Source organism: Micromonospora sp. NBS 11-29 (genome assembly GCF_002140155.1).
In the GTDB taxonomy this organism is placed as follows: Bacteria; Actinomycetota; Actinomycetes; order Mycobacteriales; family Micromonosporaceae; genus Micromonospora.
Map to the genome: position 1 here is coordinate 303,112 of NZ_NAPR01000004.1, position 22,854 is coordinate 325,965.

General features: G+C 69.6%; 28 protein-coding genes and 1 pseudogene. 13 read left to right on the forward strand and 16 right to left on the reverse strand.

What is annotated here, in order from left to right; genetic code table 11:
* The 4 genes from B1205_RS05435 to B1205_RS05450 all read right to left on the reverse strand — a co-directional run.
* The coding region (locus B1205_RS05435) for a SpoIIE family protein phosphatase (protein ID WP_089154608.1) at nucleotides 1–1,005 on the reverse strand (1,005 nt) is incomplete at its 3' end.
* The gene (locus B1205_RS05440) at nucleotides 1,002–1,421 is read right to left on the reverse strand and encodes an ATP-binding protein (RefSeq protein ID WP_089154609.1); all 420 of its coding nucleotides are present in this window, start codon (nucleotides 1,419–1,421) and stop codon (nucleotides 1,002–1,004) included. The genes B1205_RS05440 and B1205_RS05435, both read right to left, overlap by 4 nt.
* Complete coding sequence (locus tag B1205_RS05445) at nucleotides 1,418–1,831, reverse strand: STAS domain-containing protein (RefSeq protein ID WP_089154610.1); 414 nt, start codon at nucleotides 1,829–1,831, stop codon at nucleotides 1,418–1,420. Before B1205_RS05445 ends, B1205_RS05440 begins: the two co-directional genes overlap by 4 nt.
* On the reverse strand, nucleotides 1,831–2,691 hold the full coding sequence (locus B1205_RS05450; RefSeq protein WP_089154611.1) for an STAS domain-containing protein: 861 nt from the start codon (nucleotides 2,689–2,691) through the stop codon (nucleotides 1,831–1,833). Before B1205_RS05450 ends, B1205_RS05445 begins: the two co-directional genes overlap by 1 nt.
* Before the next feature lie 158 nt (nucleotides 2,692–2,849).
* On the opposite strand from B1205_RS05450, the gene B1205_RS05455 reads away from it, so the two are divergent.
* On the forward strand, nucleotides 2,850–3,206 hold the full coding sequence (locus tag B1205_RS05455) for an STAS domain-containing protein (RefSeq protein WP_089154612.1): 357 nt from the start codon (nucleotides 2,850–2,852) through the stop codon (nucleotides 3,204–3,206).
* A gap of 10 nt (nucleotides 3,207–3,216) precedes the next feature.
* Here B1205_RS05455 and B1205_RS05460 read toward each other — a convergent pair whose 3' ends face one another.
* Complete coding sequence (locus B1205_RS05460) at nucleotides 3,217–4,371, reverse strand: MFS transporter (RefSeq protein ID WP_441338452.1); 1,155 nt, start codon at nucleotides 4,369–4,371, stop codon at nucleotides 3,217–3,219.
* A gap of 247 nt (nucleotides 4,372–4,618) precedes the next feature.
* Between B1205_RS05460 and B1205_RS05465 the strand changes: the two are divergent.
* The 4 genes and pseudogenes from B1205_RS05465 (at nucleotide 4,619) to B1205_RS05480 (ending at nucleotide 6,670) form a co-directional block, all read left to right on the forward strand.
* Nucleotides 4,619–5,271: pseudogene (locus tag B1205_RS05465) on the forward strand (FadR/GntR family transcriptional regulator).
* Between the two features lie 39 nt (nucleotides 5,272–5,310).
* The gene (gene mscL, locus B1205_RS05470; RefSeq protein WP_089154613.1) at nucleotides 5,311–5,781 is read left to right on the forward strand and encodes a large conductance mechanosensitive channel protein MscL; all 471 of its coding nucleotides are present in this window, start codon (nucleotides 5,311–5,313) and stop codon (nucleotides 5,779–5,781) included.
* 72 nt (nucleotides 5,782–5,853) lie between these two features.
* A complete protein-coding gene (locus tag B1205_RS05475) occupies nucleotides 5,854–6,099 on the forward strand; it encodes a hypothetical protein (protein ID WP_089154614.1) in 246 nt (81 codons plus the stop codon).
* A gap of 205 nt (nucleotides 6,100–6,304) precedes the next feature.
* A complete protein-coding gene (locus B1205_RS05480) occupies nucleotides 6,305–6,670 on the forward strand; it encodes a hypothetical protein (RefSeq protein ID WP_089154615.1) in 366 nt (121 codons plus the stop codon).
* Here B1205_RS05480 and B1205_RS05485 read toward each other — a convergent pair.
* Nucleotides 6,583–7,833, reverse strand: coding sequence for a benzoate/H(+) symporter BenE family transporter (locus B1205_RS05485; RefSeq protein WP_089154616.1), 1,251 nt, complete (start codon nucleotides 7,831–7,833; stop codon nucleotides 6,583–6,585). The two genes, B1205_RS05480 and B1205_RS05485, sit on opposite strands and share 88 nt — an antisense overlap.
* Nucleotides 7,834–7,888: 55 nt before the next feature.
* Here B1205_RS05485 and B1205_RS05490 point away from each other — a divergent pair, with 55 nt between their 5' ends.
* From B1205_RS05490 to B1205_RS05500, 3 genes are read left to right on the forward strand one after another with little or no spacing between them, the layout of a single operon-like run.
* Entirely contained in the window at nucleotides 7,889–8,473 is a 585-nt protein-coding gene (locus B1205_RS05490) for a helix-turn-helix domain-containing protein (RefSeq protein ID WP_089154617.1), read from the forward strand.
* A gap of 36 nt (nucleotides 8,474–8,509) precedes the next feature.
* Nucleotides 8,510–9,229, forward strand: a complete 720-nt coding sequence (locus tag B1205_RS05495; RefSeq protein ID WP_089154618.1) for a PP2C family protein-serine/threonine phosphatase — start codon at nucleotides 8,510–8,512, stop codon at nucleotides 9,227–9,229.
* Between the two features lie 51 nt (nucleotides 9,230–9,280).
* A complete protein-coding gene (locus tag B1205_RS05500) occupies nucleotides 9,281–10,480 on the forward strand; it encodes a GNAT family N-acetyltransferase (RefSeq protein ID WP_089154619.1) in 1,200 nt (399 codons plus the stop codon).
* A 65-nt stretch (nucleotides 10,481–10,545) separates the two neighbouring features.
* On the opposite strand, the gene B1205_RS05505 is transcribed toward B1205_RS05500, so the two are convergent.
* Genes B1205_RS05505 through B1205_RS05515 form a run of 3 tightly spaced genes read right to left on the reverse strand, consistent with a single transcriptional unit; the run spans nucleotide 10,546 to nucleotide 13,714 of the window.
* The gene (locus tag B1205_RS05505; protein WP_089154620.1) at nucleotides 10,546–11,748 is read right to left on the reverse strand and encodes a tyrosine-type recombinase/integrase; all 1,203 of its coding nucleotides are present in this window, start codon (nucleotides 11,746–11,748) and stop codon (nucleotides 10,546–10,548) included.
* Entirely contained in the window at nucleotides 11,748–11,930 is a 183-nt protein-coding gene (locus B1205_RS05510) for a helix-turn-helix domain-containing protein (RefSeq protein ID WP_089154621.1), read from the reverse strand. The genes B1205_RS05505 and B1205_RS05510 overlap by 1 nt, the downstream gene beginning before the upstream one ends.
* Nucleotides 11,927–13,714, reverse strand: coding sequence for a replication initiator (locus B1205_RS05515; protein ID WP_089154622.1), 1,788 nt, complete (start codon nucleotides 13,712–13,714; stop codon nucleotides 11,927–11,929). Before B1205_RS05515 ends, B1205_RS05510 begins: the two co-directional genes overlap by 4 nt.
* A 47-nt stretch (nucleotides 13,715–13,761) precedes the next feature.
* Here B1205_RS05515 and B1205_RS05520 point away from each other — a divergent pair, with 47 nt between their 5' ends.
* A complete protein-coding gene (locus tag B1205_RS05520) occupies nucleotides 13,762–14,154 on the forward strand; it encodes a hypothetical protein (protein WP_089154623.1) in 393 nt (130 codons plus the stop codon).
* Nucleotides 14,155–14,180: 26 nt separating this feature from the next.
* On the opposite strand, the gene B1205_RS05525 is transcribed toward B1205_RS05520, so the two are convergent.
* The 5 genes from B1205_RS05525 to B1205_RS05545 all read right to left on the reverse strand — a co-directional run bounded on the left by B1205_RS05525 (nucleotide 14,181) and on the right by B1205_RS05545 (nucleotide 17,463).
* Nucleotides 14,181–14,729: a DUF2637 domain-containing protein gene (locus tag B1205_RS05525; protein WP_089154940.1), complete on the reverse strand. Its 549-nt coding sequence runs from the start codon at nucleotides 14,727–14,729 to the stop codon at nucleotides 14,181–14,183.
* Nucleotides 14,726–14,917 (reverse strand): hypothetical protein, encoded by a 192-nt coding sequence (locus B1205_RS05530; protein ID WP_089154624.1) that lies wholly within the window; start codon nucleotides 14,915–14,917, stop codon nucleotides 14,726–14,728. The genes B1205_RS05525 and B1205_RS05530 overlap by 4 nt, the downstream gene beginning before the upstream one ends.
* A gap of 5 nt (nucleotides 14,918–14,922) precedes the next feature.
* Nucleotides 14,923–15,177 (reverse strand): hypothetical protein, encoded by a 255-nt coding sequence (locus tag B1205_RS05535; protein WP_089154625.1) that lies wholly within the window; start codon nucleotides 15,175–15,177, stop codon nucleotides 14,923–14,925.
* Nucleotides 15,174–16,712, reverse strand: a complete 1,539-nt coding sequence (locus tag B1205_RS05540; RefSeq protein ID WP_089154941.1) for an FtsK/SpoIIIE domain-containing protein — start codon at nucleotides 16,710–16,712, stop codon at nucleotides 15,174–15,176. The genes B1205_RS05535 and B1205_RS05540 overlap by 4 nt, the downstream gene beginning before the upstream one ends.
* 355 nt (nucleotides 16,713–17,067) lie before the next feature.
* The gene (locus B1205_RS05545) at nucleotides 17,068–17,463 is read right to left on the reverse strand and encodes a transcriptional regulator (RefSeq protein WP_089154626.1); all 396 of its coding nucleotides are present in this window, start codon (nucleotides 17,461–17,463) and stop codon (nucleotides 17,068–17,070) included.
* Nucleotides 17,464–17,672: 209 nt separating this feature from the next.
* Between B1205_RS05545 and B1205_RS28920 the strand changes: the two genes are divergently transcribed.
* The 4 genes from B1205_RS28920 (at nucleotide 17,673) to B1205_RS05555 (ending at nucleotide 21,213) form a co-directional block, all read left to right on the forward strand.
* The gene (locus tag B1205_RS28920) at nucleotides 17,673–18,110 is read left to right on the forward strand and encodes a hypothetical protein (protein ID WP_176308433.1); all 438 of its coding nucleotides are present in this window, start codon (nucleotides 17,673–17,675) and stop codon (nucleotides 18,108–18,110) included.
* A complete protein-coding gene (locus tag B1205_RS28925) occupies nucleotides 18,107–19,747 on the forward strand; it encodes an ATP-binding protein (protein WP_140157980.1) in 1,641 nt (546 codons plus the stop codon). The genes B1205_RS28920 and B1205_RS28925 overlap by 4 nt, the downstream gene beginning before the upstream one ends.
* A 143-nt stretch (nucleotides 19,748–19,890) precedes the next feature.
* Entirely contained in the window at nucleotides 19,891–20,697 is an 807-nt protein-coding gene (locus B1205_RS05550; protein WP_140157981.1) for a tetratricopeptide repeat protein, read from the forward strand.
* Between the two features lie 72 nt (nucleotides 20,698–20,769).
* Nucleotides 20,770–21,213, forward strand: a complete 444-nt coding sequence (locus B1205_RS05555; protein WP_089154628.1) for a hypothetical protein — start codon at nucleotides 20,770–20,772, stop codon at nucleotides 21,211–21,213.
* Here the strand turns inward: B1205_RS05555 and B1205_RS05560 are convergent.
* Both B1205_RS05560 and B1205_RS05565 read right to left on the reverse strand, forming a co-directional pair.
* Nucleotides 21,197–21,973 carry a glycosyltransferase family 2 protein gene (locus tag B1205_RS05560; RefSeq protein ID WP_254909734.1) on the reverse strand — a complete coding sequence of 259 codons (777 nt, stop codon included), beginning with the start codon at nucleotides 21,971–21,973 and terminating at the stop codon, nucleotides 21,197–21,199. The two genes, B1205_RS05555 and B1205_RS05560, sit on opposite strands and share 17 nt — an antisense overlap.
* The gene (locus tag B1205_RS05565; protein ID WP_254909735.1) at nucleotides 21,961–22,773 is read right to left on the reverse strand and encodes a GntR family transcriptional regulator; all 813 of its coding nucleotides are present in this window, start codon (nucleotides 22,771–22,773) and stop codon (nucleotides 21,961–21,963) included. Before B1205_RS05565 ends, B1205_RS05560 begins: the two co-directional genes overlap by 13 nt.
* Between the last annotated feature and the right edge of the window lie 81 nt (nucleotides 22,774–22,854).

Below are 22,854 nucleotides of genomic sequence, written 5' to 3' on the forward strand. Positions count from 1 at the left end.
GCCCCGGGCGACCAGGACGCAGGCGTCGTCCCGGCGGATCCCGGCGTCGCGGAGCAGGGACGCGGCGGCCAGCAGCGGGGCGCGGCCGGCCAGCCCGGGATAGTCGTCCAGGTCCCAGCGGTCCACCACGCCGTCGCTGTGCATCACCAGGGTCGCCCCGGCCGGGAACGGGTAGTCGTAGCCCCGTACGGCGGGACGCTGGTGCCCGGCGATGCCCGGCAGCGAGACCAGGCCGCGACGGCGCTCGCCGGTGGCCACGATCATCGCGGCGATGTTGCCCAGGCCGGCGTAGTGCAGCAGTTCGGCCGCGGGGTCCAGTTCCGCCACCGCGAGCGCCGCGCCCCGGGTGTGCGAGATGGCGGCGTGCAGGTGCCGCACCACGGTCTCCGGCGGCCCGGCCGGCGCGGCGCGGAACGCGGCTACGGCGGCACCGGTCGCGGCGGCGGCCAACGGACCGTGCCCCAACCCGTCGCAGAGCAGCACCTGCCGCCGGCCGTCGACCACCCGGACCGCGTACCCGTCGCCGCTGTCCTGCTCCCCGGTGATCGGCCGGGCCAGCCCGCCGGCCCAGTCCGGCTCCGGTGGCGGTCCGTCCCAGATCTGGACGGTCAGGACGGTGCCCCGACCGGGCCGGGAGTAGCCGTCGAACCGGCTCGACTGCCGGACGATCGCGCCGAGCCCGATGCCCAGCGTGCCGGCGGTCGAGTGGCCGTCGGCCGAGGAGAGCGTCAGGTCGGCCATGCCGGGGCCGGAGTCGATGGCGATCAGCTCCACCCCGGCCCGTCCGTCCCGGCGGACCGGGCGGAGCAGCAGGGAGCCCTCGCGGGCGTGCTTGACCAGGTTGCTGACGATCTCGGCGGTGACGATGGCCAGGTCCGCGACGCGCGGCGCGCTCAGTTCGACCTGCCGGCCCAGACGCTCCGCCGCCCGGCGTACGCCACCGGCGGTCGCGCCGTTGTCGACCCGGAACCACACGCCGTGGTCGGGGACCACGTCGGAGATCATCGCGACCACTTGGTGATGGTGATCTCGGTGCCCTCGCCGACGGCGGTCCGGATGTCGAAGTCGTCGACGAGCCGGCGGGCCCCGCTGAGCCCGAGGCCCAGGCCGCCGCCGGTGGTGTAACCGTCGGTGAGCGCCAGGTCGAGGTCGGGGATGCCCGGACCCCGGTCGGCGAAGACGATGCGCACGCCGCGGCGGCGCCCGTCGGAGACGGTGGTCACCTCCGCGCTGCCCCCGCCGCCGTAGATCAGCGTGTTCCGGGCCAGCTCGCTGGCGGCGGTGACCAGCTTGGTCTGGTCGACCAGGGAGAGCCGGACCGCGACCGCGGTGGTACGCACCAGCTGCCGCACCCGCACCACGTCCTCGTCGCTGCGGATCGCCTGCGTCGCCGGCACACCCAGGTCGACGCCGGCGGTCATGGCGTCGCCGTCGTCTCGGTGTCCTCGTCGTCGCCGAGCGCCACGTCCCCGTCGTCGGCGCGGCTCGCCGCGATCAGCTCCATGCCCCGCTCGACGTTCAGCGCGGTCCGGATGCCGTTGAGCGACAGCCCCAGCTCGACCAGGGTGATGGCGACGGCGGGACGCATCCCGACCACCACCGTCTCGGCGTCCAGCACCTTCGAGATGGACGCGATGGTGGAGAGCATCCGGCCGACGAAGGAGTCGACGATGTCCAGCGCCGTGATGTCGATGATGACGCCGTGGCAGCCGGTGGCGACGATCCGCTCGGCCAGGTCCTCCTGGAGCTGGATCGCCGTCTGGTCGGACATGTCGACCTGGATGGAGACCAGCAGGATGTCACCGATCTTGAGGATCGGCACCCGTTCCATCACGCCTCCCGGCGGACGCGGCGGGAGGCGGTCTCGACGCCGGTCAGGCGCAGGACGTGTCGCAGCGCGTCGGCCAGGCTCGCCTTGGTGGCGATGTCACCGAACTCGATGCCGAGCGCGACGATCGTCTGGGCGATCTGCGGCCGGATGCCGGAGATGATGCAGTCGGCGCCCATCAGCCGGGCGGCCACCACGGTCTTGAGGATGTGCTGCGCCACCTGGGTGTCCACCGCCGGCACGCCGGTGATGTCGATGATCGCGTACGGCGAGCCGGTGTCGACCAGCGTCTGGAGCAGCCGCTCCATCACCACCTGGGCGCGGGCCGAGTCGAGCGTGCCGACCAGCGGGACGGCCACCACGCCCTCCCAGAGCTTCACCACCGGGGTGGAGAGTTCCAGCAACTGCTCCGCCTGGTCGGCGATCAGGCTCTCCCGGGCCCGGACGAAGGTCTCGAAGGTGAAGAGCCCCATCTGGTCGATCAGCGCGGAGTACGCGACGAAGTCGCGCAGGGTGCCGGCGTCCTGCTCCTGCTCCATCAGCTCCAGCAGGGCGTCCTTGAGCGCGAACACGCTGATCGCGGTCTCGGTGGCGCTGAACCCCTGGCGGGCCCGGCTGGTCGAGATCTCCGCCAGCACCGCGCGCAGCTCCCCACCGTGTTCGTCGGCCAGGTCCTGCAGACCCTGCTGGCCGGCCTCGGTCGCGGCGCGGCGCAGCTCCTGCACCTGGCGGGCCAGCTCGGCCCGGCTCAACCGGCCGCGCAGCGAGCCGGCGACGATCTCGATCCAGCGGTCGGTCAGCCGGTCTGTGTGCTGACTCAGCAAGTGGGCGAGCCGACCACCCTGTTCGGCGCTCATCGCCATCGTGACCTCCCAGATCTGGACGGGCGGACTCTATCACCGGAGGTTGCGGCACTACTTGCCACGGGACAAAGAATGATCGAGAGCACCCGTCCCGGCTCCCGTTCTGCGCGGGCGGGTCTTCGTGGGATACCGTTCCACCGAACACAGGAGGTCGACGAATGTCCCTGACGGTGCACACGGAACAGCGCGGCGACGTGGTCGTGGTGTCGGTCGCGGGCGAGCTGGACATGGCCACCGCTCCGCAGCTCCAGGATCAGATCACGGACCTGCTGGACAAGGGGCGCAGCCGCCTCGTGTTCGACCTGGCCGAGGTGTCGTTCTGCGACTCGACCGGCCTGTCGGTGTTCGTCCGCGCGAAGAACAGCAGCGACGAGGCCGGCGGCGTGGTCCGGCTGGCCGCCCCACAGCGCGGCGTGCTGCGCATCCTCGAGGTCAGCGGCCTGGTCGAGGTGCTGCACACGTACCCGACGGTGGAGCAGGCCGTGGCCGGCGACCCCACCCCGACCTCCTCCTGACCCTCCTCGCTCAGCGCTCGTCCTCGATGTAGCGGGGACGAGCGATCACCATGCCCGCGGCCGTCTGCACGGCGAGCGCCACCAGCAGGAAGCCGAGCGGGGCGGTCCAGCCGCCGGTCGCCTCATAGAGGATGCCGACCAGCAGCGGGCCGAGCGCGGCGATGACGTACCCGGTGCTCTGCGCGAAGGCGGACAACGCTACGGTGCCCTCGGCGGTCCGGGCGCGTAGCCCGATCGTGGTCAGGATGAGCGGGAACGCCCCCTGGCCGAACGCGAGCAGCAGCACCCAGAGCGGGGCCAGGCCGCGCGGCGCGAGCGCCAGCCCGAGGTACGCGGCGGTGGAGAACGCGGTCAGCGCGAGCACCAGCGGACGCAGCGAGGCCAGTCGGCCGGCGAGCGTCGGCATCGTCAGCGCCACCGGCACGCCCAGCGCGGTCACGCCGGCGAGCAGCAGCCCGGCGGCCTCCGGCCGGTAACCGGCGTCCCGGAACAACTGCGCCAGCCAGCCCATGATCGCGTACCCGCTGAGTGACTGCGCCCCGAAGTAGACCGCCATGGCCCAGCCGAGCCGGGTCCGGGCGGGCCGCACCCGCGCCGGGGCGGCGGCGGCCACCGTTGGGGTCGCGGCCCGACGCGCCGCGCGGGCCCGCAGCGCCAGCGGCACCCACGGAAGGACGGCCAGCGCCGCCATCCCGGCCCAGATGCCGAGCCCGGCCCGCCAGGAGCCGAAGGCGTGGGCCACCGGCACGGCGGAGGCGGCGGCCACCGTCGTGCCCACCGTCAGGGTCATCGTGTACGCCCCGGTGACCAGCCCGGTGCGGTGCGGGAAGTGCTGCTTGACCAGCATCGGCAGCAGGATGTTCGCCACCGCGATGCCGGCCAGCGCGAGCGCGCTGGTGAGCACGAAGACCGCCGCCGACCCGGTGAGCGCCCGCAGCACCTGCCCGACGGTGAGCGCGATCATGGCCAGCACCAGCACCCGGGGCGCCGCCCAGCGGCGGACCAGCCACGGGGTGAGCGCGCCCAGTCCGGCGAACGCGACGGTGGGCAGCGTGGTGACCACGCCGGCCATGGCGCCGGAGAGACCCAGCCCGACGCGGATCTCGTCGAGCAGCGCGCCCAGGCTGGTCACCGCCGCGCGCAGGTTCAACGCGACTAGCAGCATGCCGGCCAGCACGAGCAGTCCGCCCCGCACCGGGGTGCCGCCCCGGGGTGCGGCGCCGGCCGGGCTCGCGGTGTTGGGCGGGCGCACGGGACTCGCCGGGTGCGGAGTGCTCGCCGGGTGCGGACCGGCCACCGGCGCCGGCCCGGGGGTGACGTCGGTGGTGGACGCGGTCGCGGTGGGCGTCGGTGGCGGAGTCATGACCTTCAACCTACAATCATGGGATGAATTTCGGCAGCAGGTGTAACCGGTGACACCCGCCGTGGATTCCGCCGCCGTGCCGCCGCGCGGCCACCGGGTCCGCCAGACGATCGAGCAGCTCCGCACCCGGATCCTCGGCGGCGAGTGGCCGGTCGGCGGGGGCATCCCCNCGGGCGGAACACCGTCCGCGAGGCGGTCCGCGCGCTGGTGCACGCCGGGGTGCTGGAGTGCCGGCAGGGCTCCGGCACCTACGTGGTGTCGACCGACGAGCTGGCGCCAGTGGTGGCCCGCCGGCTCACCGACGACCGGATGGCCGAGGTCGTCGAGGTCCGGCGCGCGTTCGAGGTGGAGGCCGCCCGGCTCGCCGCGCTGCGGCGTACCCCCGAGGACCTGGCGGCGCTCGACGGCGCGCTCGCCGTCCGGGAGGCCGCGTGGCGTTCCGGCCGGGTGGACGAGTTCGTGGAGGCGGACGCCGCGCTGCACACGGTGGTGGTGGCCGCCGCGCACAACGCCATGCTCGCCGAGCTGTACGCCTCGGTCGGCGCGGCGCTGCGCAGCACCGTCGCCCAGGCGATGGGCGAGGAGCTGACCCCCGAGCGGTACGTCGACCACGGTCGACTGGTCGAGGCGATCCGGGCCGGCGACCCGACACGGGCGGCGATCGAGGCCGGTGCTTTTCTCGAGGGGCCGTCCCGGGCATAGGTTGTCCCGGACCGAGAATCGGACAATGCGGGAGAGCGGATGCTCAAGGGCTTCAAGGACTTCATCATGCGCGGCAACGTCGTCGACCTGGCGGTCGGCGTCGTCATCGGCGCCGCGTTCACCGGCGTGGTCACCCAGCTCACCAAGTCGTTCCTGGAACCGCTGGTACGGGTGTTCATCGCGCTGATCACCGGCAGCAAGAACGGGCTCACCGGCTCGACGCCCAAGTTCCGGGGCATCCCGTTCGACTGGGTGGCCTTCGTCAACGCGGTGATCACCTTCGTGCTCACCGCGGCGGCGCTGTACTTCCTGGTCGTCTACCCGATGAACAAGCTCGCCGAGCGGCGCAAGCGCGGCGAGGAGCCGCCGCCCTCGGCACCGAGTGAGGAAGTGAAGCTGCTCACCGAGATCCGGGACGCGCTGCTCGCCGGCAACCACGGCACACCCGCGCAGCGCGGCGCGCTGGACGACGTGCTCGGCCGCCGACCGGAGCCACCCGCCCAGCGCTGACGCCCGATCGGCCCCCACGGAGATTCCGTGGGGGCCGACGTGTATCGAACACACGTTCGATAGAGTCCCGGCATGGAGCAGCGTAGGCACTGGTGGAACGGCAAATGGGGACGGCTCGCCCGGCGGGACGTGTTCCTCCGGGTGGACGGCGAACGCTGGCACGTCGAGCAGCGCGCCGGCGGCGCCGAGGGGGTCTCCCGGTTCTACGAGCACCCGAGCGTCGAGGAGGCCGAGGAGACGGTCCGGGCGCTGCTCGACGGGCCGGACACCTGGCGCGAGCTGTCCCCCCGCCCGCCGGGTGCCGGTGACCGTGCGTGACCACGCCAGAGGAACGGTCACCCGCAGGCCCATATACCTGAGAGTCATAATTATGACTTTCAGGTATATGGCCTCACCCGACCCTCTTCCGTCGGCCGCGACACGCCGGGGACAGCCCCGGTAGCGCCCCGCCCCGGCCGCCACCAGACGGCGGCTGGCGCCCACGATCCGTTTAGCGTCCGCGCGCCCCGGGAACCGATCCCGCATGAGCCAGCAGCAGGACACCGTCTCGCGGATCACCACCGGCATGCGGGTGGTCGACGCCACCGGCACCGAGGTGGGCACCGTGGATCTCGTCCAGCGCGGCGACCCGGCCGCGGTGACGGTGCAGGCCCCCGAACCGGTCGACCCGGGCAGCAGTCTCGACGAGCTGATCGAGTCGGCGGCCGTCGAGGAGCCGGACGTACCGGCCGACCTGGCCGCCCGGCTGCGACGCGAGGGCTACCTCAAGGTCGCCACCGAACTGGCCGACACCGGCGCGGTCTACGTGCTGGCCGACCAGGTCGCCGCGGTCACCGACGACGCCGTACGCCTCACCGTCCCGGTCGCGGAGCTGCCCGCCGAGGGGTGACCGCCACGCCCGCCGCCCCAGCGGCGGCGGAAGAGCAGGAGCATCAGGCAGCCGGCGACCAGGCCCCAGAACGCGCCACCGACCCCCAGCAGGCTGACCCCGGACGCGGTGACCACCAGCGTGACCACGGCCGCCTCCCGCGCGTCCGGGTCGGCGACCGCCGCCGAGACCGCACCGGCCAGCGCGGCGAGCAGCGCGAGCCCGGCCACCGCCTCGACCAGCACCGGCGGGGAGAGCAGCACCAGGGCGGTCGCCGCGCCGGCGCCCAGGCCGAGCAGCGCCAGGCCGATCCCGGCGGTGACCGAGGCGATCCAGCGCCGCTCCGGGTCGGGGTGGGCGTCCGGGCCGGCGGCGAGCGCGGCGGTGATCGCGGCCAGGTTCACCGCATGACCGCCGGCCGACGCGCCGAGCACGGTGGCGAGCCCGGTGACGCGCAGCGCGGAGCCCAGCGGGGCCCGATAGCCGTAGCCGGCGAGCACGGCGGCGCCGGGCACGTTCTGCGCGGCCATGGTGACCAGGAACAGCGGCAGCGCGAGCCCGACCACGGCGGGCAGCGTCCAGACCGGTGCGGTCAGCGCGACCACGGGGGCGGCGTCCAGGCGGGCCGGACCGCTGGTGGTGAGCGCGATCGCCACCACGGCCACGGCGAGCGCGCCGGGCACCGCCCAGCGGCGGGCGAACCGGTGCAGCAGCAGCCAGACGAGCACCACCGGCCCGGCCAGCCGGGGCACCTCCACCAGGGCGCGTACCGGAGCGGTGCAGAGCGGCAGCAGCACCCCGGCGAGCATGGCGGAGGCGATCGGGGTGGGGATCGCGGCGACCGCGCGGCCGAGCACGGGGATCAGCCCGGCGGCGACGATCAGCAGGCCGGTGAGGAGGAAGGCGCCCACGGCGGCGGGCCAGCCGCCGGGGACCGGCCCGGTGGCCACGAGCAGCGCCGCGCCCGGCGTGGACCAGGCGATGGCGAGGGGCAGCCGGTGCCGCAGACCGAGCCAGACGGCGCATGCGCCGCTGGCCACGCAGAGCGTGAGCAGGCCGGAGGCGGCCTGGGCCGGGTCGGCGCCGACCGCGCGCAACCCGGCCAGGACGACGGTGAACGAGCTGGCGAAGCCGACCAGGGCGGTCACCACGCCGGCCAGCACGGGTTGGAGTCGACCGGCCACGCTTCCTCCTCTGGTGTTCCGTTTACGGAACGGGACCGTGTAGCACCATAGCCCCATGGACGTCGGCCCGCGGATCCGCGCCCTCCGGATGGAACGGGGGCTCTCCCTGTCCGAACTGGCCCGGCTGGCCGGCGTCGGGAAGGCCACGCTCTCCGGCCTGGAGAACGGCCTGCGCAACCCGACGCTGGAGACGCTGTACGCGATCACCGCGCAGCTCGGCGTGCCGCTCACCGCCGTGCTGTCGGCCCCCGAGCAGACGCCGACCGTACGCGGAGCCACGGTCGGCGCCACGCTGCTGGAGGTGTTCCACGACCGCGACGCGACCTACGAGCTGTACCGGATGCGGGTCGACCCCGGGCCGGCGCAGCTCTCCCCCGCGCACCAGACCGGCGTCACCGAACATGTGACGGTCTTCGCCGGCGTGCTCCGCGCCGGCCCGGTGGACGCCCCGCTCACCGCCGGCCCGGGCGGCTACCTGCGTTGGGCCGCGGACGTGCCGCACAGTTACGCCACGGTGGGCGAGGAACAGGTGCGGGCCAGCCTGCTGCTGCGCTATCCGCGTCCGTCCGGTGGGGACGATCGGCACATACCCGGAATGCAGGCGGATGACATTTCTTTCCGCCGACCCGGCAACGCGTAGAGACGCGGAGCCGGTCTTCTTGGCAAGCTTGTCCCCATGACGCTCATCCTCCGCTCGGCGATCCTCAACGACGTCGGCCTCGTCCGCACCAACAACGAGGACTCCGCCCTCGCCGGTGACCGCCTGGTGGCGGTGGCCGACGGCATGGGCGGCCTCCCCGCCGGCGAGGTGGCCAGCGAGATCGTCATCCGGATCCTGGACGAGCTGACCCCGCCCACCGGCGCCGACGAGGCGGCCGACGCGCTGCGCGCCGTGGTCAGCACCGCCAACCAGCGCATCCGCGCCGCCATCACGGTCGACCCGGCCCGCGACGGCATGGGTACGACGCTGACCGCCGCCCTGCTCGCCGGCGACACGCTGGTCCTCGCCCAGGTCGGCGACTCCCGCTGCTACCTGCTGCGCGACCACGAGCTGACCCAGCTCACCCGCGACGACACGTTCGTGCAGGCGCTCGTCGACCAGGGCGCGCTCTCCCGCGACCAGGCCCGCCACCACCCGCAGCGCTCCCTGGTCACCCGCGCGGTGCAGGGCGCCGACGCGCCGCCCGCCATCGGGGCGCTCACCGTCTTCCCCGGCGACCGGTTGCTGCTGTGCAGCGACGGGCTCTCCGACTACGTGGAGGACGCCGCCATCGCCGCCGCGCTCGCCATGTACGGTGACCGGCAGCAGTGCGGCGAGCAACTGGTGAAGCTGGCCCACCAGGCCGGCGCACCGGACAACGTCACCGTGGTCATCTCCGACGTCACCGAGGCCTGACCGCACCCGTTTCGGGTTGCGGGTCCGGCCCGCTCGCGCTGGGATGAGCGGATGCGCATTCGCCGGTTGGCCGCCGAGGAACGCCTGAGCACCAGCTTTCCGCTCCAGGCGTACGCGTTCGAGGCGTCGCCGATGGCGGCGGCCCGGACGGACGAGTTCCGCGCCTACCTGCCGTACAACGCGGGGAACACCACGCTGGTGGTCGAGGAGGACGACGTCACCACGGCGGCGGCCTCGGCGATCCCGATGCGGCAGAACCTGCGCGGCGCGGTGCTGCCGATGGCCGGTGTCGCGGGGGTGGCCACCCACCCGCTGGCCCGCCGGCGCGGGCACGTCCGGACGCTGATGCACCAGCTCCTCGACGGAATGCGGGACGAGGGGCACCAACTCAGCGCGCTGCACCCGTTCCGCGCCTCGTTCTACGAGCGCTTCGGCTACGTCGGGCTGCCCCGGCGGCGTACCGCGATCTTCGCGCCCGCGGACCTGGCGCCGCTGCTGCGGGCCGAACTGCCCGACGAGGTGGTCTGGGAGCGGATCGGCGCGGGCTACCCGCGGTGGCGCGCGTACACGAACCGGTGTCTGCGGGAACGCCACGGCTTCGCAGTCTTCCCCGACTTCCGGGCCGTCGGGCTGCGCGACCGGGACGACCGCTGGCTGGTCAGCGTGGTGCGCGACGGCGAGACCGTCGGTGCGCTCACCTACCGCATCGACGACCACGCCGGCACGCTGATCGCCGACGACCTGCTCTTCGACGACCCGTACGCCCGGGCGTCGCTGCTCCAGTTCCTCGCCCGGCACGTCGACCAGGTGGCCCGGGTCAGCGTCCAGTTGCCCCCCGATGAGCTGCCCGAGCTGTGGCTGACCGACCTCGACGTGCGGGTCGAGGCACGGGTCTCCCGGCCCGACCCGACCGCGCCGATGGCCCGGCTGCTCAGCCTGGAGGCGCTCGCCGACCAACCGGTCGAGGTCGGCCGGGTGCTCGTCGAACTGGTCGGCGACCGCTGGCTCGCCGGCCGTCACCTGCTCGACGGCACCACCGGCAAGCTCGCGGTACTGCCGGCGGAGGCCGCCGCCGAGGGCAGCGTGCCGGCCGCGCGGCTCACCGCCGCCGGACTATCCGCCCTGGCGTACGGGGTGCTCGACCCGGTCGAGGTGGCCGTGCGCGAGCTGGGCGAGGTGCCGGTGGACGCGGCCGCCGAGCTGCGCCGGCTCTTCCCCCGTGAGCTGCCCTACCTGTTCGTCGACTTCTGACCCCGACACCCGCCCTGATCAGGCGCTATGTGCCCCGGGAAGCCTCGCAGGGCGTCGCCAGGGCGTCAGGACTCTCTCGGCATCCCGAACAGGCCGTCGATCGCGTTCCGGGTGCGTTCCTCGCTGGCCGGCATCAGGTGCGTGTAGACCCGGAGCGTGAACCCGGGGTCGGCGTGCCCGAGGTAGGACGCGACAGCCTTGATGCTTTCTCCTGCGTCGAGCAGCGAGGAGGCGTAGAAGTGCCGTAGCGCGTGCATCCCGGTCGCCCGGGTCGGCGTGATGCCGGCCGCCATGACAGCCGGCCGCCAGCTCGTTTCGTTGAACGTGCAGCGGTTGATCGCGTTGCGGTGGGTGGTGGTGAACAACAGCCGCGCCGTGACCCGCTCCTCGCTGGCGGGGTGCTCCCACGGCAGGGTGAGCGTCACCGAGGAGCGATCCTCGATGTGCTGCCGCAGCGCCTGGCCGACGGAGTCCGGCAGCGGCACCCGGCGGTCACGGTCGTTCTTCGGCAGCCCGAACACCAACCGACACCGGACGATCTTGACCTGTCGCGAGACGTGGATCCACCCGCCGTCGAAATCGATGTCGTCGATGCTGAGGCCGAGGATCTCCCCCTGCCGCAGTCCGCAGCCGGCGCCGAGGTCGACCATCGCCCGATAGCGCGGGGCAAGGCCGCTGCGAATTGCCGAGATCTGGTCGTACCGCCACGGCACTACCGGGCGCTGAGCTGGACGCGGAGGATTGACCGACGTTGCCGAGCACGGGTTCTTGGCGATCCGCTCGTCATCGACAGCCGCAGCGAGGATGGTTTGCAGGTGAGCGAAGACGACGGCCCGGGTCGCCGGGGCCAGCTTGCCGACCATCGCGGCGTTCCACTCCCGGATGTGGCTCGGCTTGATCGCCGCCAGTTGCCGAGAGCCGAAGAACGGCAGCAGGTGCTTGCGTACCCGATGCTCGGTCACCTCCCGCGTCGACTCATCGAAGGAACGGGTACGCAGCCAGCTTTCGGCGTACTCGGCGAAGGTGATCCGGCCGGCGGACGGGTCGACGTAGGAGCCGCGCAGCTTGTCCGTCTCGGTCGAAACCAGGAAGGCGTCAGCGTCGCGCTTGGCCCGGTCGGGGAAGGACTTCTTGCGTTCCTTGCCGTCCGGGCCGATGTACCGCACCCGGTAGCGCAGGCCCTTGCCGAACAGTTGCGTCTTGACCCGCTCCTTCCGCCCGCCCGGGTGATGCAGCGTCTTGTACCAGCGGTCCTCGACGTGCCCCATCAGGCCGCCGCCTGCTCGCGTACCCAGGCCCGGACCGCTTCGGGTTCGTAGCGCAGGTGTCGGCCGACCCGGGCCGCCGGCGGACCGTACTTGACCTTGCGCCAGCGGTACAGCGTTTCCTGCGGCACCCGGAGGTACGTCGACACGTCCTGAACCGTCCACAGCTCGTCCTTGGCCATCACAGCCCCTCCCCCGTCTTGTCGTCCGTTTCCGTCGTCGAGTCGTCTGCGGGGAGCTGGGCCGCGCGGTCCTTGGCGGCGAGCAGTTCGGAGCGCCAGCGGGCGCGTTCGCTGATCGACCGCAGCAGCCGGTGAGCCATCGCCGGCACGTCGGGATCATCGGGCCGGGCGAGTTCCCAGGCGTGGCGGACCGGTTCGACGGTGGCGCCCTGGTCGTCGATGCCATCGAGGCCGACGGTGACGCCGAGCAGCGCCCGCACCCAGGCCCGCACGTCGTGCTTGTGGTCGGAGAGCGTCTTGCCGGACCAGTCGCGGGAGATGAGGATGCGCCGGCCGCCGATGCCGAGGGTGTCCCGCTGGTGAACCTTGCCCTTGCAGCGGCCCGGCTTGAGCTTGGCGTGTGCCTTCTTCGGCTGGACGCCGTACAGCAGCCAGTTCGCGCACCGGTCGGTGCACGGGGTCACGCGCAGTTCCCGCCACAGCCGGTCCAGGTGCGCCCGTTGCCGGTCGGTGGTCGCCTTGTGGACGTCGCCGGTGTGCTTGGTGATGTACTTCGTGACGTACCGGATGGTCCGTTCGGCGTCGGCGGTGCCGGGCATGACGCCGCGGGCGTCGACCTGGGAGCCGAAGCGTACGACGTGCACCGGTTCCGCGTCGGGGTCGGCGTCGATGGCGTCGAGGGCTTCCGTCCAGGTGGTCAGCGGCTGGCGGGTGTCCGGGTCGACCCAGGCCGAGGTGTCCTCGTTCCACACCGGGGGCCGGTCGACGGTGTACCGCTGGACGTCGACCGCCGGCCACCACACCTGGTGATAGGTCGCCGCCGCGACGGTGCGCAGGACGTCGCGGGGGATGGTGCCCCGGATGGCGAAGTGGGCGTGTGGGGCGAGGCGGCGTTGCGGCTCGACGCAGCCGGCGTACTGGACGTTCCAGCCCTCACAGCGGCGCAGGTTCTGCCAGAACCGATCGAGCAGCCGAGGGAAGTGCACCGCATCCCAGGCAGCGCGGCGGTAGTCGTACCGGTCGGGGTTGAGCGGCGTGCCGTCGGGGCGGACCGGGCCGTACGAGTCGAGGGTGAGCGTCAACCACATCGACGGCCGGTAGGTGGCCCCGTCCGCAGCGGTGTACGTCCTGCCGACCGTGCGCGCCTCGACCTTGCGCCGAGGCAGTTCCGGGGCGTCCTGCCGCCGCCGGGTGGAGCGCTTGCGGCGCGGGCCGGCGTCGTCGTCGTCGCCCTGGTCCTCGTCGCCGGTCGCGTGCGGCGGAGTCGCGTGCGGCGGGGCGACCCGTCCCCGGAGCCCTTCGGCCGCGATCGCCTCTTCCACTTCGCGGATCGCCTCGTCGAGGTCGTCGACCTGGTCCCACTGGCACGCCCGGGACGCCTCGTCACGCGAGAACTCCAGGTGCGCGCGGAAGAGGATCAGGGATTCCTGTTCCTCGGTCGCTGGCTCCGGAGGCGGTAGCGGTTCGTCGTCGCGGTGCCAGCCCTCCCGGATCTGGGCCTGCCGCAGCCGGCGGTTCTTCTTCGCGCACGGGGCGCACTTGTCTTCCCGGGTCGCCCCGCATGGCAGGTCGATGACCTCGGTCCGGCCGGTGTCGAGGTCGGTGCGGCGCATGGCGAGGGGGCGCACGCAGACGCCGTACTCGGCGGCGATCTCCTTGAGTACGTCGACCGAGCGGGGTAGCGCCATGCGGGCCGCCCGCGACCCCGGCCGAGGAGCAGCAGCCGGGGTCGGCGCGGCCGGTACGAGGCCGGGCAGCGTGGGGGCGGTCGTGAAGGTCGCGCTCATGCCGCCTCACCAGCCGCCCGTACCTGAAGGCGTGGCATGCTTCGCCCGTGGAGTCCCGCGCCTGGCGGTATCGATTTGAAGAGGTTCCGTGGGGGGAGATCGATGCCTGGTTTCGTCAGCTCGCGCAGCGATACCCCCACTTCCAACACATGGCCGACATCGTGGAAAGCGTGATCGCCTGCGACGGAGCCGCACGACTCGCCGCCCTTACCTCCATGCATGACCTCGTTGTGGCTGCTCGCCCGGTGCCTGATGAACCCCTGATCGAAGTGGTGATTGTTCGGTCGCCCTCGTCCGGACGAGTCGGCTCCGGCGAGGTACTGATCGAGCACCGCACCGTTTCCGGCAGGGACGAGGTGATCACCCGTCTCAGCGGGGACGCGGTACCGCTGTTCTGGCGCTTCATGATCGAGAAGTTCGGCGTAGCGCCGGTGCGGTAAGACCACCTCGGGCAAGATTCGCAGCGTCATCGGATGATCCCGACGACGTGCGGCCGGTTGGACTGGACGACGCCGCGTGGAGGCAGCACCGCCGGGACGACGGGTGACGCCGGGACGGTCGGGCGGACCGGTTCGATGTCGGTGGTTTCCGCCGGCTCTTCGTACCGGTACGCGTCGGGCTGGTCCGGCTCGACAGTCGGCGGCGTGATCGGGGCGTTGGACAGGACGACCTTGACCAGGGCGAGGAAGGCCAGCGACGGCACCGCCGCCACTACCCAGCCCCACACCGACGGTTCGGCTTCCGCCACCTGGGCCGCGAGGGACAGCAACGCGAACGCCACCAGCAGCGAGCCGACCAGGCCCACCGGCCGACCGGCACGACGACGGGCGCGTAGTTCCAGGCCGAGGTAGATGGTCATCAGCTCGACCGCTACGGCGTTGGCCAAGCCGATCCAGTCGGGTTGGCCGTGGGCGACGGACAGGTCGTGGACGTGGGTGAAGGCGGCGGCGCCGGCCATGGCGGCGATGGCGAGCAGGATCACCAGGCGTACGGCGGATTCGGTGCGCTCGGTCATCGCCACTCCCGCATGGGCTTGTCGCGGATGGTCAGGTCGATGCGGATGCGCCGGTCGGCCATGTCGGGGCGGCGGTTGACCATGTGCGCCAGGCCGTGCAGGGCGGCGGCGGTCTGGTCGGCCGGACCAACCAGGCGGATGCGCAGCGGGCGACGGAGCCGGTTGACGATGCGGGTGAGGGTGGTCATCGCGGTTACCTCCTGGCCGGGCGGATGTCGGTGCGGATGTAGTCGGGAGGGGCGCCGAGCGTGGCGACGGCTTCGGAGAGGCAGCGCCACAGCGCCCACGCCTCGTCGGGGGTCAGGGACATCCGTCGCCGGCCCGCACCGACCGCGAGATAGACCGGGTACGGGTCGGGCCGTTGCGGGTCGACGCGCACGGACACGGCGGTGACCGGTTCGGGGGTGCGCAGCCGGTAGAACCGGCGACCGATTGCAGGGGTGGTCACCGCGGCTCACCCCCGCCGTCGGAGTCGAGCAGGTTGCGCAGCGCGTCGGGCAGCAGCGGCCCGGACGGCTTACGCGGCAACGGAAGCCGCACCGGTTCAGGGGTCGACTCGCGGCCGACCTGGGCGAGGATGTCCGAGGCGTCAGCCGGCGCCGGGAACCGCTGGGCCATGTCGCGGATGTCGTCGTCGCTGACGTAGGAGAACCGGACCCGCATCGGGTCGGGGGTGCCGTCGAGGATCACGTACCCGACGCCCTTGGCCCACCGGGGCATCTGGTCTGCGAGCGCGCCCCGGTTGCGGGCACCGTCGCCGAGGACCATGTCGACCTGTGACGCCTCGGTCAGGCCGAGCGCGATGCGGGTCGGGAACAGGTCCCTAAACGGCAGCACCTCCTTGCGCGGGTCCTGCAACGCCGCCACCACCAGCACGCCGACGCCGGCCCCCTGCGACAGCAGCACCCCCAGCGAGGCGGCGATGCGCTTGCGCAGCTCGACATCTTGCAAGTACGCGGTCAGCGCGGCCATCTCGTCGACGACGACCACGACCAGGGGGTCAGCCTCGGTCGGCGTGTGCACCCGCACCATGCCGGCCAGGCGGGTCTGACGCTCCCGCAGCACGGTTACGGCCTCGTCGAGCAGGTCCGCCATCGCCTCGAACGACTTGCACGCGAACCGGGCGAACATCGGCCGGCCGAGCGCGAACTCCATCCCGCCCTTCGGGTCGACCACCCACAGCCGCACCAGCCCCGAGGCGACACCGCCGCCGAGGACCCGAACCAGCGACCACAGCACCGAACCCTTCCCCGACCGGGTCGCGCCGCCCACCAGGACGTGAGTCGCGAGCAGATGCAGCGACCAGGGACGCAGGTCCTCCCGCCGGGCCAACGGCAGCGCGGTGAAGTCCGGCACCGCCGGCACCGGGAACGGCGGCACCACCGTACGCAACGCATCGGTACGCACCAACGCCACGTAGACCACCGTCGGCCGGTCCCGATACCGCACCCGATCCACCAGCCGCAGCACCCAGCCCCATCGACCGGAACGTGTCGGCAGGTCACCTGGACGTTCCGCGTAGACGCGAGCGTGGCGCCGACCGAATGCGTAGGCCAGGTTCGCGCTCACACGCTGGAACTGCTCCGGCGTCTGCCCCCGGACCATCCGCACCGTCAGCACGTCCAGGGCCTGATCCGATCGGACCCGCAGCAGCTCAGGCAGAACGTGCCGACGGTCGAACGTCTCCGCGAGCCCGCACAGCGTCATGGCCTCACGCCACACCCGGCGGTAGACGAACACCCGCCGGAACGAACCCAGCAGCGGACCCGCCAGCCACGCCCACCAGGACGACTCATCGCGCCAGCGCCACACCGCCGAGGCCGCCGCCCCCAGCACGAGCGGCACCACCAGGCCGGGCCAGTCGAACTCGCCGTAGAGCCACAGCGCCAGGACCACCGCGCCGGTAGCCGCCGGATGCCGCAGGCACCACCACAGCAGCCGCCCGGACCAGCGCAGCACCAGGCCGAGCACGACCAGCCACATCGGCAGCTCGAAGCGCCTTGGACGGAACACAATCAGGTCACCGGCCGAGGTCGTCACCACCTCACCGCGAGGCCGCCCGATCACTTGGCACCTCGCAGCGACACGAACCGGCCCGACGCATCCCGGACCGGAGGAAACGGAAGGACGAGCTGCCCCACGCAGCCCTCACACCGACCATCGGCGCCGGTGACCGGATCGAACCGAGACTGACACACACCGCACCGAGGCTGGGCCGGGGCAGCCGAACGCCTACGCTTGGACACGTCACTACCTCTCTCGACAGAGCAGGGGGAAGAGACAGAGGGCGGGGCTGCCGTCCGCCAAGACCTGACAGCCCCGCCCCCACCACAAGCGGCTACGCCGCCGCCTTCTTGGCCACGCCCGCCGGGGCACGCATGCCGGTCGCCCGCAGCGAGTACGCCATCCGGCCGTTGTTCGCCACGTACGGCGTGACCGTCATGCCGTCGAACTCCACCGCCTCGAACGGCGCACCCGTCGGCGGGACCGGCTGGTAGTCGGCGGAGATCTTGACCGTCGTCTCCCGGGAACGCTTGCCAAGCTCCGGGTCCAGGTCCATCACCCGCACCTGCCACACCCGCTGGCCGGTCAGCTTGTCCTTCGCCGGGCTACGCCGGCCCGTCTTCTCGTCGAAGTCCTCGACCTCACCCAGGGACTCGGGGACCAGGGCGCATCCCGCCGGGAACACGTCCTCACAACGCACGGCGAACCTCGTACCGCCACGCAGAGCCATTGCTCAACCTCCAGCTTGTTGGCATGTCTGCCAAGTTGAGACTCCAAGGTAGACGGCACTTGGCAGACAAGTCAACAAGTCGTGAGTCCTGCCGGCTAGCGAAGCCCGACCTATGGCATGACCAGCTCGGCCAGAGGTCTCGATGTCGGCAATTGGTCCACAGCGCGCTGACGCTCGTCCTTCATCCCTCCACGGTGGATACTGTGGCGATGAGGCTCCCCCGTCTTTACATCTGGCTTGCCGCCGGGCTAGCCGTTGGCGGCCTTGGCTACTACTTCTTCAGGCTCGGGCTCGAAAAGGCGGACAAAGCCGCGAGCGCGGCAGGTCTGTTCATAGGGATTGCCGGCCTTGGAATCTCTGTCTTCAACGCAGTCGCCGCCTCTCGATCCGACCGAGGAGCAACCACAAAGCAATCTGTAACATCATCCCGGGTTGCTAGTGGCGTTTTTCAGGCGAGCAAGGTATCTGGCAGCATCAGGATCACTTCAGAACCCGACAGTGAAGGTATGTTCGAGGGCTACACCCCACCTCGCGACTCGAACATCAACCCGCCCAGCTTGGGCGGCCAGTCGGTGCATAAATCTGATGTTCGCGGCCCCGTAATACAGTTTGATGAAGTTGGCGGCGACATTGAGGTAGACAGATGAGAAAGCACTGGAGCCAAGACTCCTACGAAAAACAATCCATCTCAGGAAGCACCGTCTCGGGGCATGTTTTCCAAATTTCTGGAACCGACGGCGACGTTTCGATCAACGTAGATCCGTCGCCGATAGATTTGACGAATCCCGGCAACCTATCGATCGTGCCGCCAGCTGACCATCTCGGCCGCCCCATCCATGGACGCCATGAACTGCTTGATGAGCTGCTTAAATCTATTGAGGGCGAAAACAATGGAGGCGTGAAAATATTACACGGCCTCGGCGGCTCCGGCAAGTCAACGATAGCCATGCTTCTCTCCGACCAAGCCGCAAGGCAAGGCATAGAGGTGTGGTGGATTTCAGCGGCCAGTAAGAATACGCTGCATGACGGCATGCGCCAGCTTTGCGGTGCACTGGGAGCACCTCACAAAAGGTTAATACGCGCGTGGAGCGGCCAAGAAAGCGCGACAGATCTACTTTGGGAATTACTAAACCGCCACGAGAAAAAGTGGTTAATTATCATCGATGGGGCTGACGATCCATCGATCCTAGCAGCAAATAATGCACCACTAAGCGATGGCACAGGATGGATTAGACCGCCCCTTCCGAGCAAGGGATCGATAGTCGTGACCACCCGGGACTCCAATGCCCGCAGGTGGGCAACTTGGTGCGCACTTCAACCGGTCAACATGCTATCCCCAGCAGATTCAGCCACTGTCTTGGTCGGTTATGCCGGAGGCCTTGCAGGCAGTCGCCCAGATGCTGAAAAGCTTGCGACTCGCCTCGGGTGCCTACCCTTGGCTCTACGGCTTGCTGGCACGCATATTGAAGCGAACGCTAAGGCACCCTGGCCCGATGCTATTACTTCATACGCCGGATACCTAAAAGCCTTAGAGGCCGAAATTTCGGAACTGTTTCCCGAACTCGACGAAGATAGTTCGAAGTTCGGTGACCGGCAGGCACGGGAGCTTGTGGGATGCACCTGGGAACTATCACTCTCAGCGCTTGAAAAGCGTGGCATATCACAAGCTCGCCCCCTCCTACAGATGCTCTCTCATTTTGCAGACGCCCCGATACCAGTTGACCTTCTAGAGCCACAGGTTCTAGATCGTTTTGGCGTTTTCGAGACGCCCACTAAAAGGAGCCTTCGTGCAGGCGTAGAAGCACTATCCGATCTCGGCTTGATTGATACTCGCATCCCTCAACATTTGCCGAGCCAAACAGAAGCTCCAGTAGCTTGGATTGCGATTCACCCACTCGTGCGCGATATCGGGCGATATCCTAGAAGACTCCAAAAGCCCCGATCAACCTACCTTGCTGCGGCAACCGTTATGGTTGCGAATGGAACCATCAAGGCGCCGCAGGATGACTGGACATCATGGCCAACGTGGGAAGCTATATCGAATCACGCTTTTCACCTGCTCTCTGAAGCTCTAGAAGTAACCGATGGCCGGGCCGAAGTCATTGATGCCGCAGCTTTTAGCGCATACCAATCAGCTCGCTTCTTGATGAGCCGAGGAGAGTTCGAACGTGCACAGACCGAACAGGTTCGGGCTCTGGAGGNCTTGCCGTCTGCCTTGGCCGGCTTGGACGGCTGTCTGAAGCTGAACTTGAACTGCGCACTGTCCAAAAACGAAAGAGCATAATATTCGGCCCTTCCTCACCGGAAACCCTAGCGACAGTTCACGCGCATGCAGACGTGCTGTGGCAGCTAGGAGAGCTAGCGCGCGCCGAGAGCGAGTACCGATTGATCCTCTCAGCCAAAGACCGAGGTCCTTCGTATCGGAATTTGCTGGGCACCAGAAACAATCTGTATCAAGTTCTGATTGAGCAAGGCAAGCTATCCGAAGCAGTCGCAGAGATAGACGGTTTTATTAATGACGCGGAGACGAAAGGTGCCAGCGACACGGCCATCTATCAGGCCCGTTTTGTTCGAGCTCGGATCCGTAAGGCTCAAGCGAAATTCGATGAGGCGATATCAGAGTTCCGTGAAGTAGCCGATCATCACAGCGCAACCTTAGGCGAAAATCACCATATCACCCTATCGACGAAACATGAGTTAGGGGTCGCACTACAAGAAAGCAAAGATGCGGCTGCTGCGTGTCATGTTTTGCGCTCTGTCTATCTTGCTCGGAGCAAAGCTCAAGGGAAAGATCACCATGAAACGTTAGCCACTAGGCATCAACTTGCTCTTGCCCTACAGGAGGTGGGAGAACGCGAAGAGGCGCAGGCCCATTACCGAGCAACGCTTAAATACCGCTCAAAGGTGCTCGGCGAGCGCCACCTGCACACTCTTGCTACCCGCTTCCAGCTAGCTGTACTGCTCGAAGAATCAGGCGACTTGAAGAGTGCAGAGGAGGAGTTTCTAAATGTTTTAATTGACGAGTGTTCTATAGTTGGTGCCGACCACCCGAGCACACTGACAACTCGTCTGCGCCTAGTGAGCTATATGGTTCTTCGGCAGCAGTGGTCCAAAGCGTTCGAGGAACTGGATCGAATCCTGTCCGCCAGAAGGCGGATATATGGAAGCGATCACCCACTTTCGCGCGACACGGAGCAGCTTATAGCCTTCCTGAAGGCAAACTGCCCGAGCTAATCGAAACACCTCGACCATGCAGCCACAGCAGGCGAACGGTATTGGTATGCGAGTTCGGGGTAAGAGACGGACATGGACCGTAAGCGCCAAGCAGTTGATGAGATGCATGCACGTCCGGCCAGAGTCGAAGACGCTACCGTCGAAGCCCTAGGCGAGCTGAGCAAGGCTTTAGAGACAGTCCACCGCGTGAGAGGACACCTTTACTCCGCGCACCAGCTGGTCGGCGGTGCAGACCTCACCCTCGATCGCGTGGTCGAGTTGATGCGTAAGGCGGGCCATGGCGAGGTGGCGAACCGCGTGGAACGCGAACTGCTGGGGCGGAACCTGATCCCCGGGCGTTGGACCTTCCAGATCATGGAGGAGTTCGACGATGGCTACTACGCCGCGTTCCAGGAGATCGAGCGGGACGCGCGGGAGAAGCTAGCCGGCGGCCGGCGGCACATCTACGAGGCGGAGATGAAGGAGCGGCGGCGTACCCACGGCATGCCGGGGCACGAGGCTACGCCAGAGGCGTGAGAGGTAGACCGTTCGGCAGCATCGAGGCCAGGGCGTTGGCTCTGGCCTCGATGATCCGCATTCGGGCCTGATACTCGACCGGTTCCCGGTGCGCGGCCTGGCTGGTGACCTGGCCGGGCCACTTGCGGTAGAGCAGCCCGTACTCCCGCGTGAAGTAGCCGGCGCTGACGGCGTTGGCAGCGAGCAGCAGCCCCGTGTCCTCGGAGGCAGGAAGCGCCATCCAGCCACCCAGGGCGAGGACGAGATCCCGCCGCAGGCACAGCGTCGCCGGGTGCACCGATGCCCGGTAGTCGTTGGCTTGCCAGAACGACAGGACCGCACCGCGGTCGACGACTCCGCCGGCTGGATCCTTGTCCCAGCCGGCGGTTGACCCGTCGGGCAGCAGATCGAGTACCCGCGAGGTGGTCCAGCCGATCTGCGGGTGCGTGTCGAACGCTGCGATGTCCCGGGCGAGCGCCCCGGGTGTCAACTGGTCGTCGGCGTCCAAGACCTTGATGAGTTGCCCGGCAACCCGGGAAAGGGCGAGGGTACGAGCAACGCCAGGCCCACCGGGGCGGCCGGCGCCGAGGCTGATCCGGGGGTCGTCGGGCAGCACGTCGACCAGGGCGCCGGTCTCTCCGTCCTCCTGAACGAGCCATTGCCAGTCCCACCCGGGGGGCAAGTCCTGCTTGGTCAGCGACTCGTAGGCGCCAGCAAGGTACTCGATGCTGGGCGCGTGGACCGGGGTGACGACCGAGACGAGCTGCGTCAAATTTTCCACCGCTGGAGTGTGTGGGAGTAGACAAGCTCGGCGCGGTCACCCGGCATCACTATGTCGGCGACCTCGACGACTCGGCCGGTGGTGTCGACGGAGGTTTTCCGGACGGTGAGGACGGAGACGCCCGGGTCGATGTCGAGGAGTTCGGCCTCGTCCGGCGACGGCGGACGTGCGCGGATCTCGTCGTCGATCCGGTCCAGCTCGATGCCGATGGTGTAGAGCTGGTGCTGTGTGCCGCCCGGCCACGGCTCTTTACTCTCGTCGAGCAGGTCCGGGTTCGCAGCCACCAGGTCGTACGGCAGGTACGAGTACGACACCGTCAGCGGCGCGTTCTCATGCCGGGATGAAGTCCAGTAGACCCGGCGCAGCAGCTTCGTACCCGGGTCGACCTGCAAGGCCGCCGCCATCTCCGCATCCGCCTCCACCCGCGTGTACTCGGCGTGGAACTTAAGGTCGTCGACGGTCAGGCCGGTGTCGTGCTCGGTGGCGCCGGTCTTCAACCGCTCACCCTCGTCAAGCAGGACCCGATCCTTCTCCCACTGATACCGCTCAGCGTTGCGCCGACGCACCCGTTGGCGCGGTGCCCGCACATAGGTGCCGCGCCCCTGCTCGGCACGGACCAGGCCCCACTCGCGGAGCTGCCGGATCGCATTGCGCACGCTGGTGCGGGACAGGCCGGAGGAGTCGGCGAGCTCGGTCTCACTCGGCATCAGAGTGCCGGGGGCCAGTTCGCCGCCCATGATCTTCGCCCGCAACTCTTCCGCGAGTTGCAGGTAGCGAGGGCGCCAGTCCCGGCCTTGCATACCGGACACCGTACCCCCTAGACGTTGCAACGTCTGCCAGGTGGTCCCCCGGGCCGGACGTTCGGGCACCGGGGCGACCGG

Bases quoted from the DNA above. Each gene is read 5' to 3' on its own strand.
- B1205_RS05555 (WP_089154628.1), top strand. From the start codon at position 20,770: ATGGACCGTAAGCGCCAAGCAGTTGATGAGATGCATGCACGTCCGGCC.
- B1205_RS05450 (WP_089154611.1), bottom strand. From the start codon at position 2,691: ATGGCGATGAGCGCCGAACAGGGTGGTCGGCTCGCCCACTTGCTGAGT.
- B1205_RS05480 (WP_089154615.1), top strand. From the start codon at position 6,305: ATGAGCCAGCAGCAGGACACCGTCTCGCGGATCACCACCGGCATGCGG.
- B1205_RS05505 (WP_089154620.1), bottom strand. From the start codon at position 11,748: ATGGGGCACGTCGAGGACCGCTGGTACAAGACGCTGCATCACCCGGGC.
- B1205_RS05500 (WP_089154619.1), top strand. From the start codon at position 9,281: ATGCGCATTCGCCGGTTGGCCGCCGAGGAACGCCTGAGCACCAGCTTT.
- B1205_RS05445 (WP_089154610.1), bottom strand. From the start codon at position 1,831: ATGGAACGGGTGCCGATCCTCAAGATCGGTGACATCCTGCTGGTCTCC.
- B1205_RS05515 (WP_089154622.1), bottom strand. From the start codon at position 13,714: ATGAGCGCGACCTTCACGACCGCCCCCACGCTGCCCGGCCTCGTACCG.
- mscL (WP_089154613.1), top strand. From the start codon at position 5,311: ATGCTCAAGGGCTTCAAGGACTTCATCATGCGCGGCAACGTCGTCGAC.
- B1205_RS05545 (WP_089154626.1), bottom strand. From the start codon at position 17,463: ATGGCTCTGCGTGGCGGTACGAGGTTCGCCGTGCGTTGTGAGGACGTG.
- B1205_RS05440 (WP_089154609.1), bottom strand. From the start codon at position 1,421: ATGACCGCCGGCGTCGACCTGGGTGTGCCGGCGACGCAGGCGATCCGC.
- B1205_RS05490 (WP_089154617.1), top strand. From the start codon at position 7,889: ATGGACGTCGGCCCGCGGATCCGCGCCCTCCGGATGGAACGGGGGCTC.
- B1205_RS05525 (WP_089154940.1), bottom strand. From the start codon at position 14,729: ATGACCGAGCGCACCGAATCCGCCGTACGCCTGGTGATCCTGCTCGCC.
- B1205_RS28920 (WP_176308433.1), top strand. From the start codon at position 17,673: ATGAGGCTCCCCCGTCTTTACATCTGGCTTGCCGCCGGGCTAGCCGTT.
- B1205_RS05475 (WP_089154614.1), top strand. From the start codon at position 5,854: ATGGAGCAGCGTAGGCACTGGTGGAACGGCAAATGGGGACGGCTCGCC.
- B1205_RS05460 (WP_441338452.1), bottom strand. From the start codon at position 4,371: ATGCTGCTAGTCGCGTTGAACCTGCGCGCGGCGGTGACCAGCCTGGGC.
- B1205_RS05530 (WP_089154624.1), bottom strand. From the start codon at position 14,917: ATGACCACCCTCACCCGCATCGTCAACCGGCTCCGTCGCCCGCTGCGC.
- B1205_RS05565 (WP_254909735.1), bottom strand. From the start codon at position 22,773: ATGCAAGGCCGGGACTGGCGCCCTCGCTACCTGCAACTCGCGGAAGAG.
- B1205_RS05540 (WP_089154941.1), bottom strand. From the start codon at position 16,712: ATGTGGCTGGTCGTGCTCGGCCTGGTGCTGCGCTGGTCCGGGCGGCTG.
- B1205_RS05495 (WP_089154618.1), top strand. From the start codon at position 8,510: ATGACGCTCATCCTCCGCTCGGCGATCCTCAACGACGTCGGCCTCGTC.
- B1205_RS05455 (WP_089154612.1), top strand. From the start codon at position 2,850: ATGTCCCTGACGGTGCACACGGAACAGCGCGGCGACGTGGTCGTGGTG.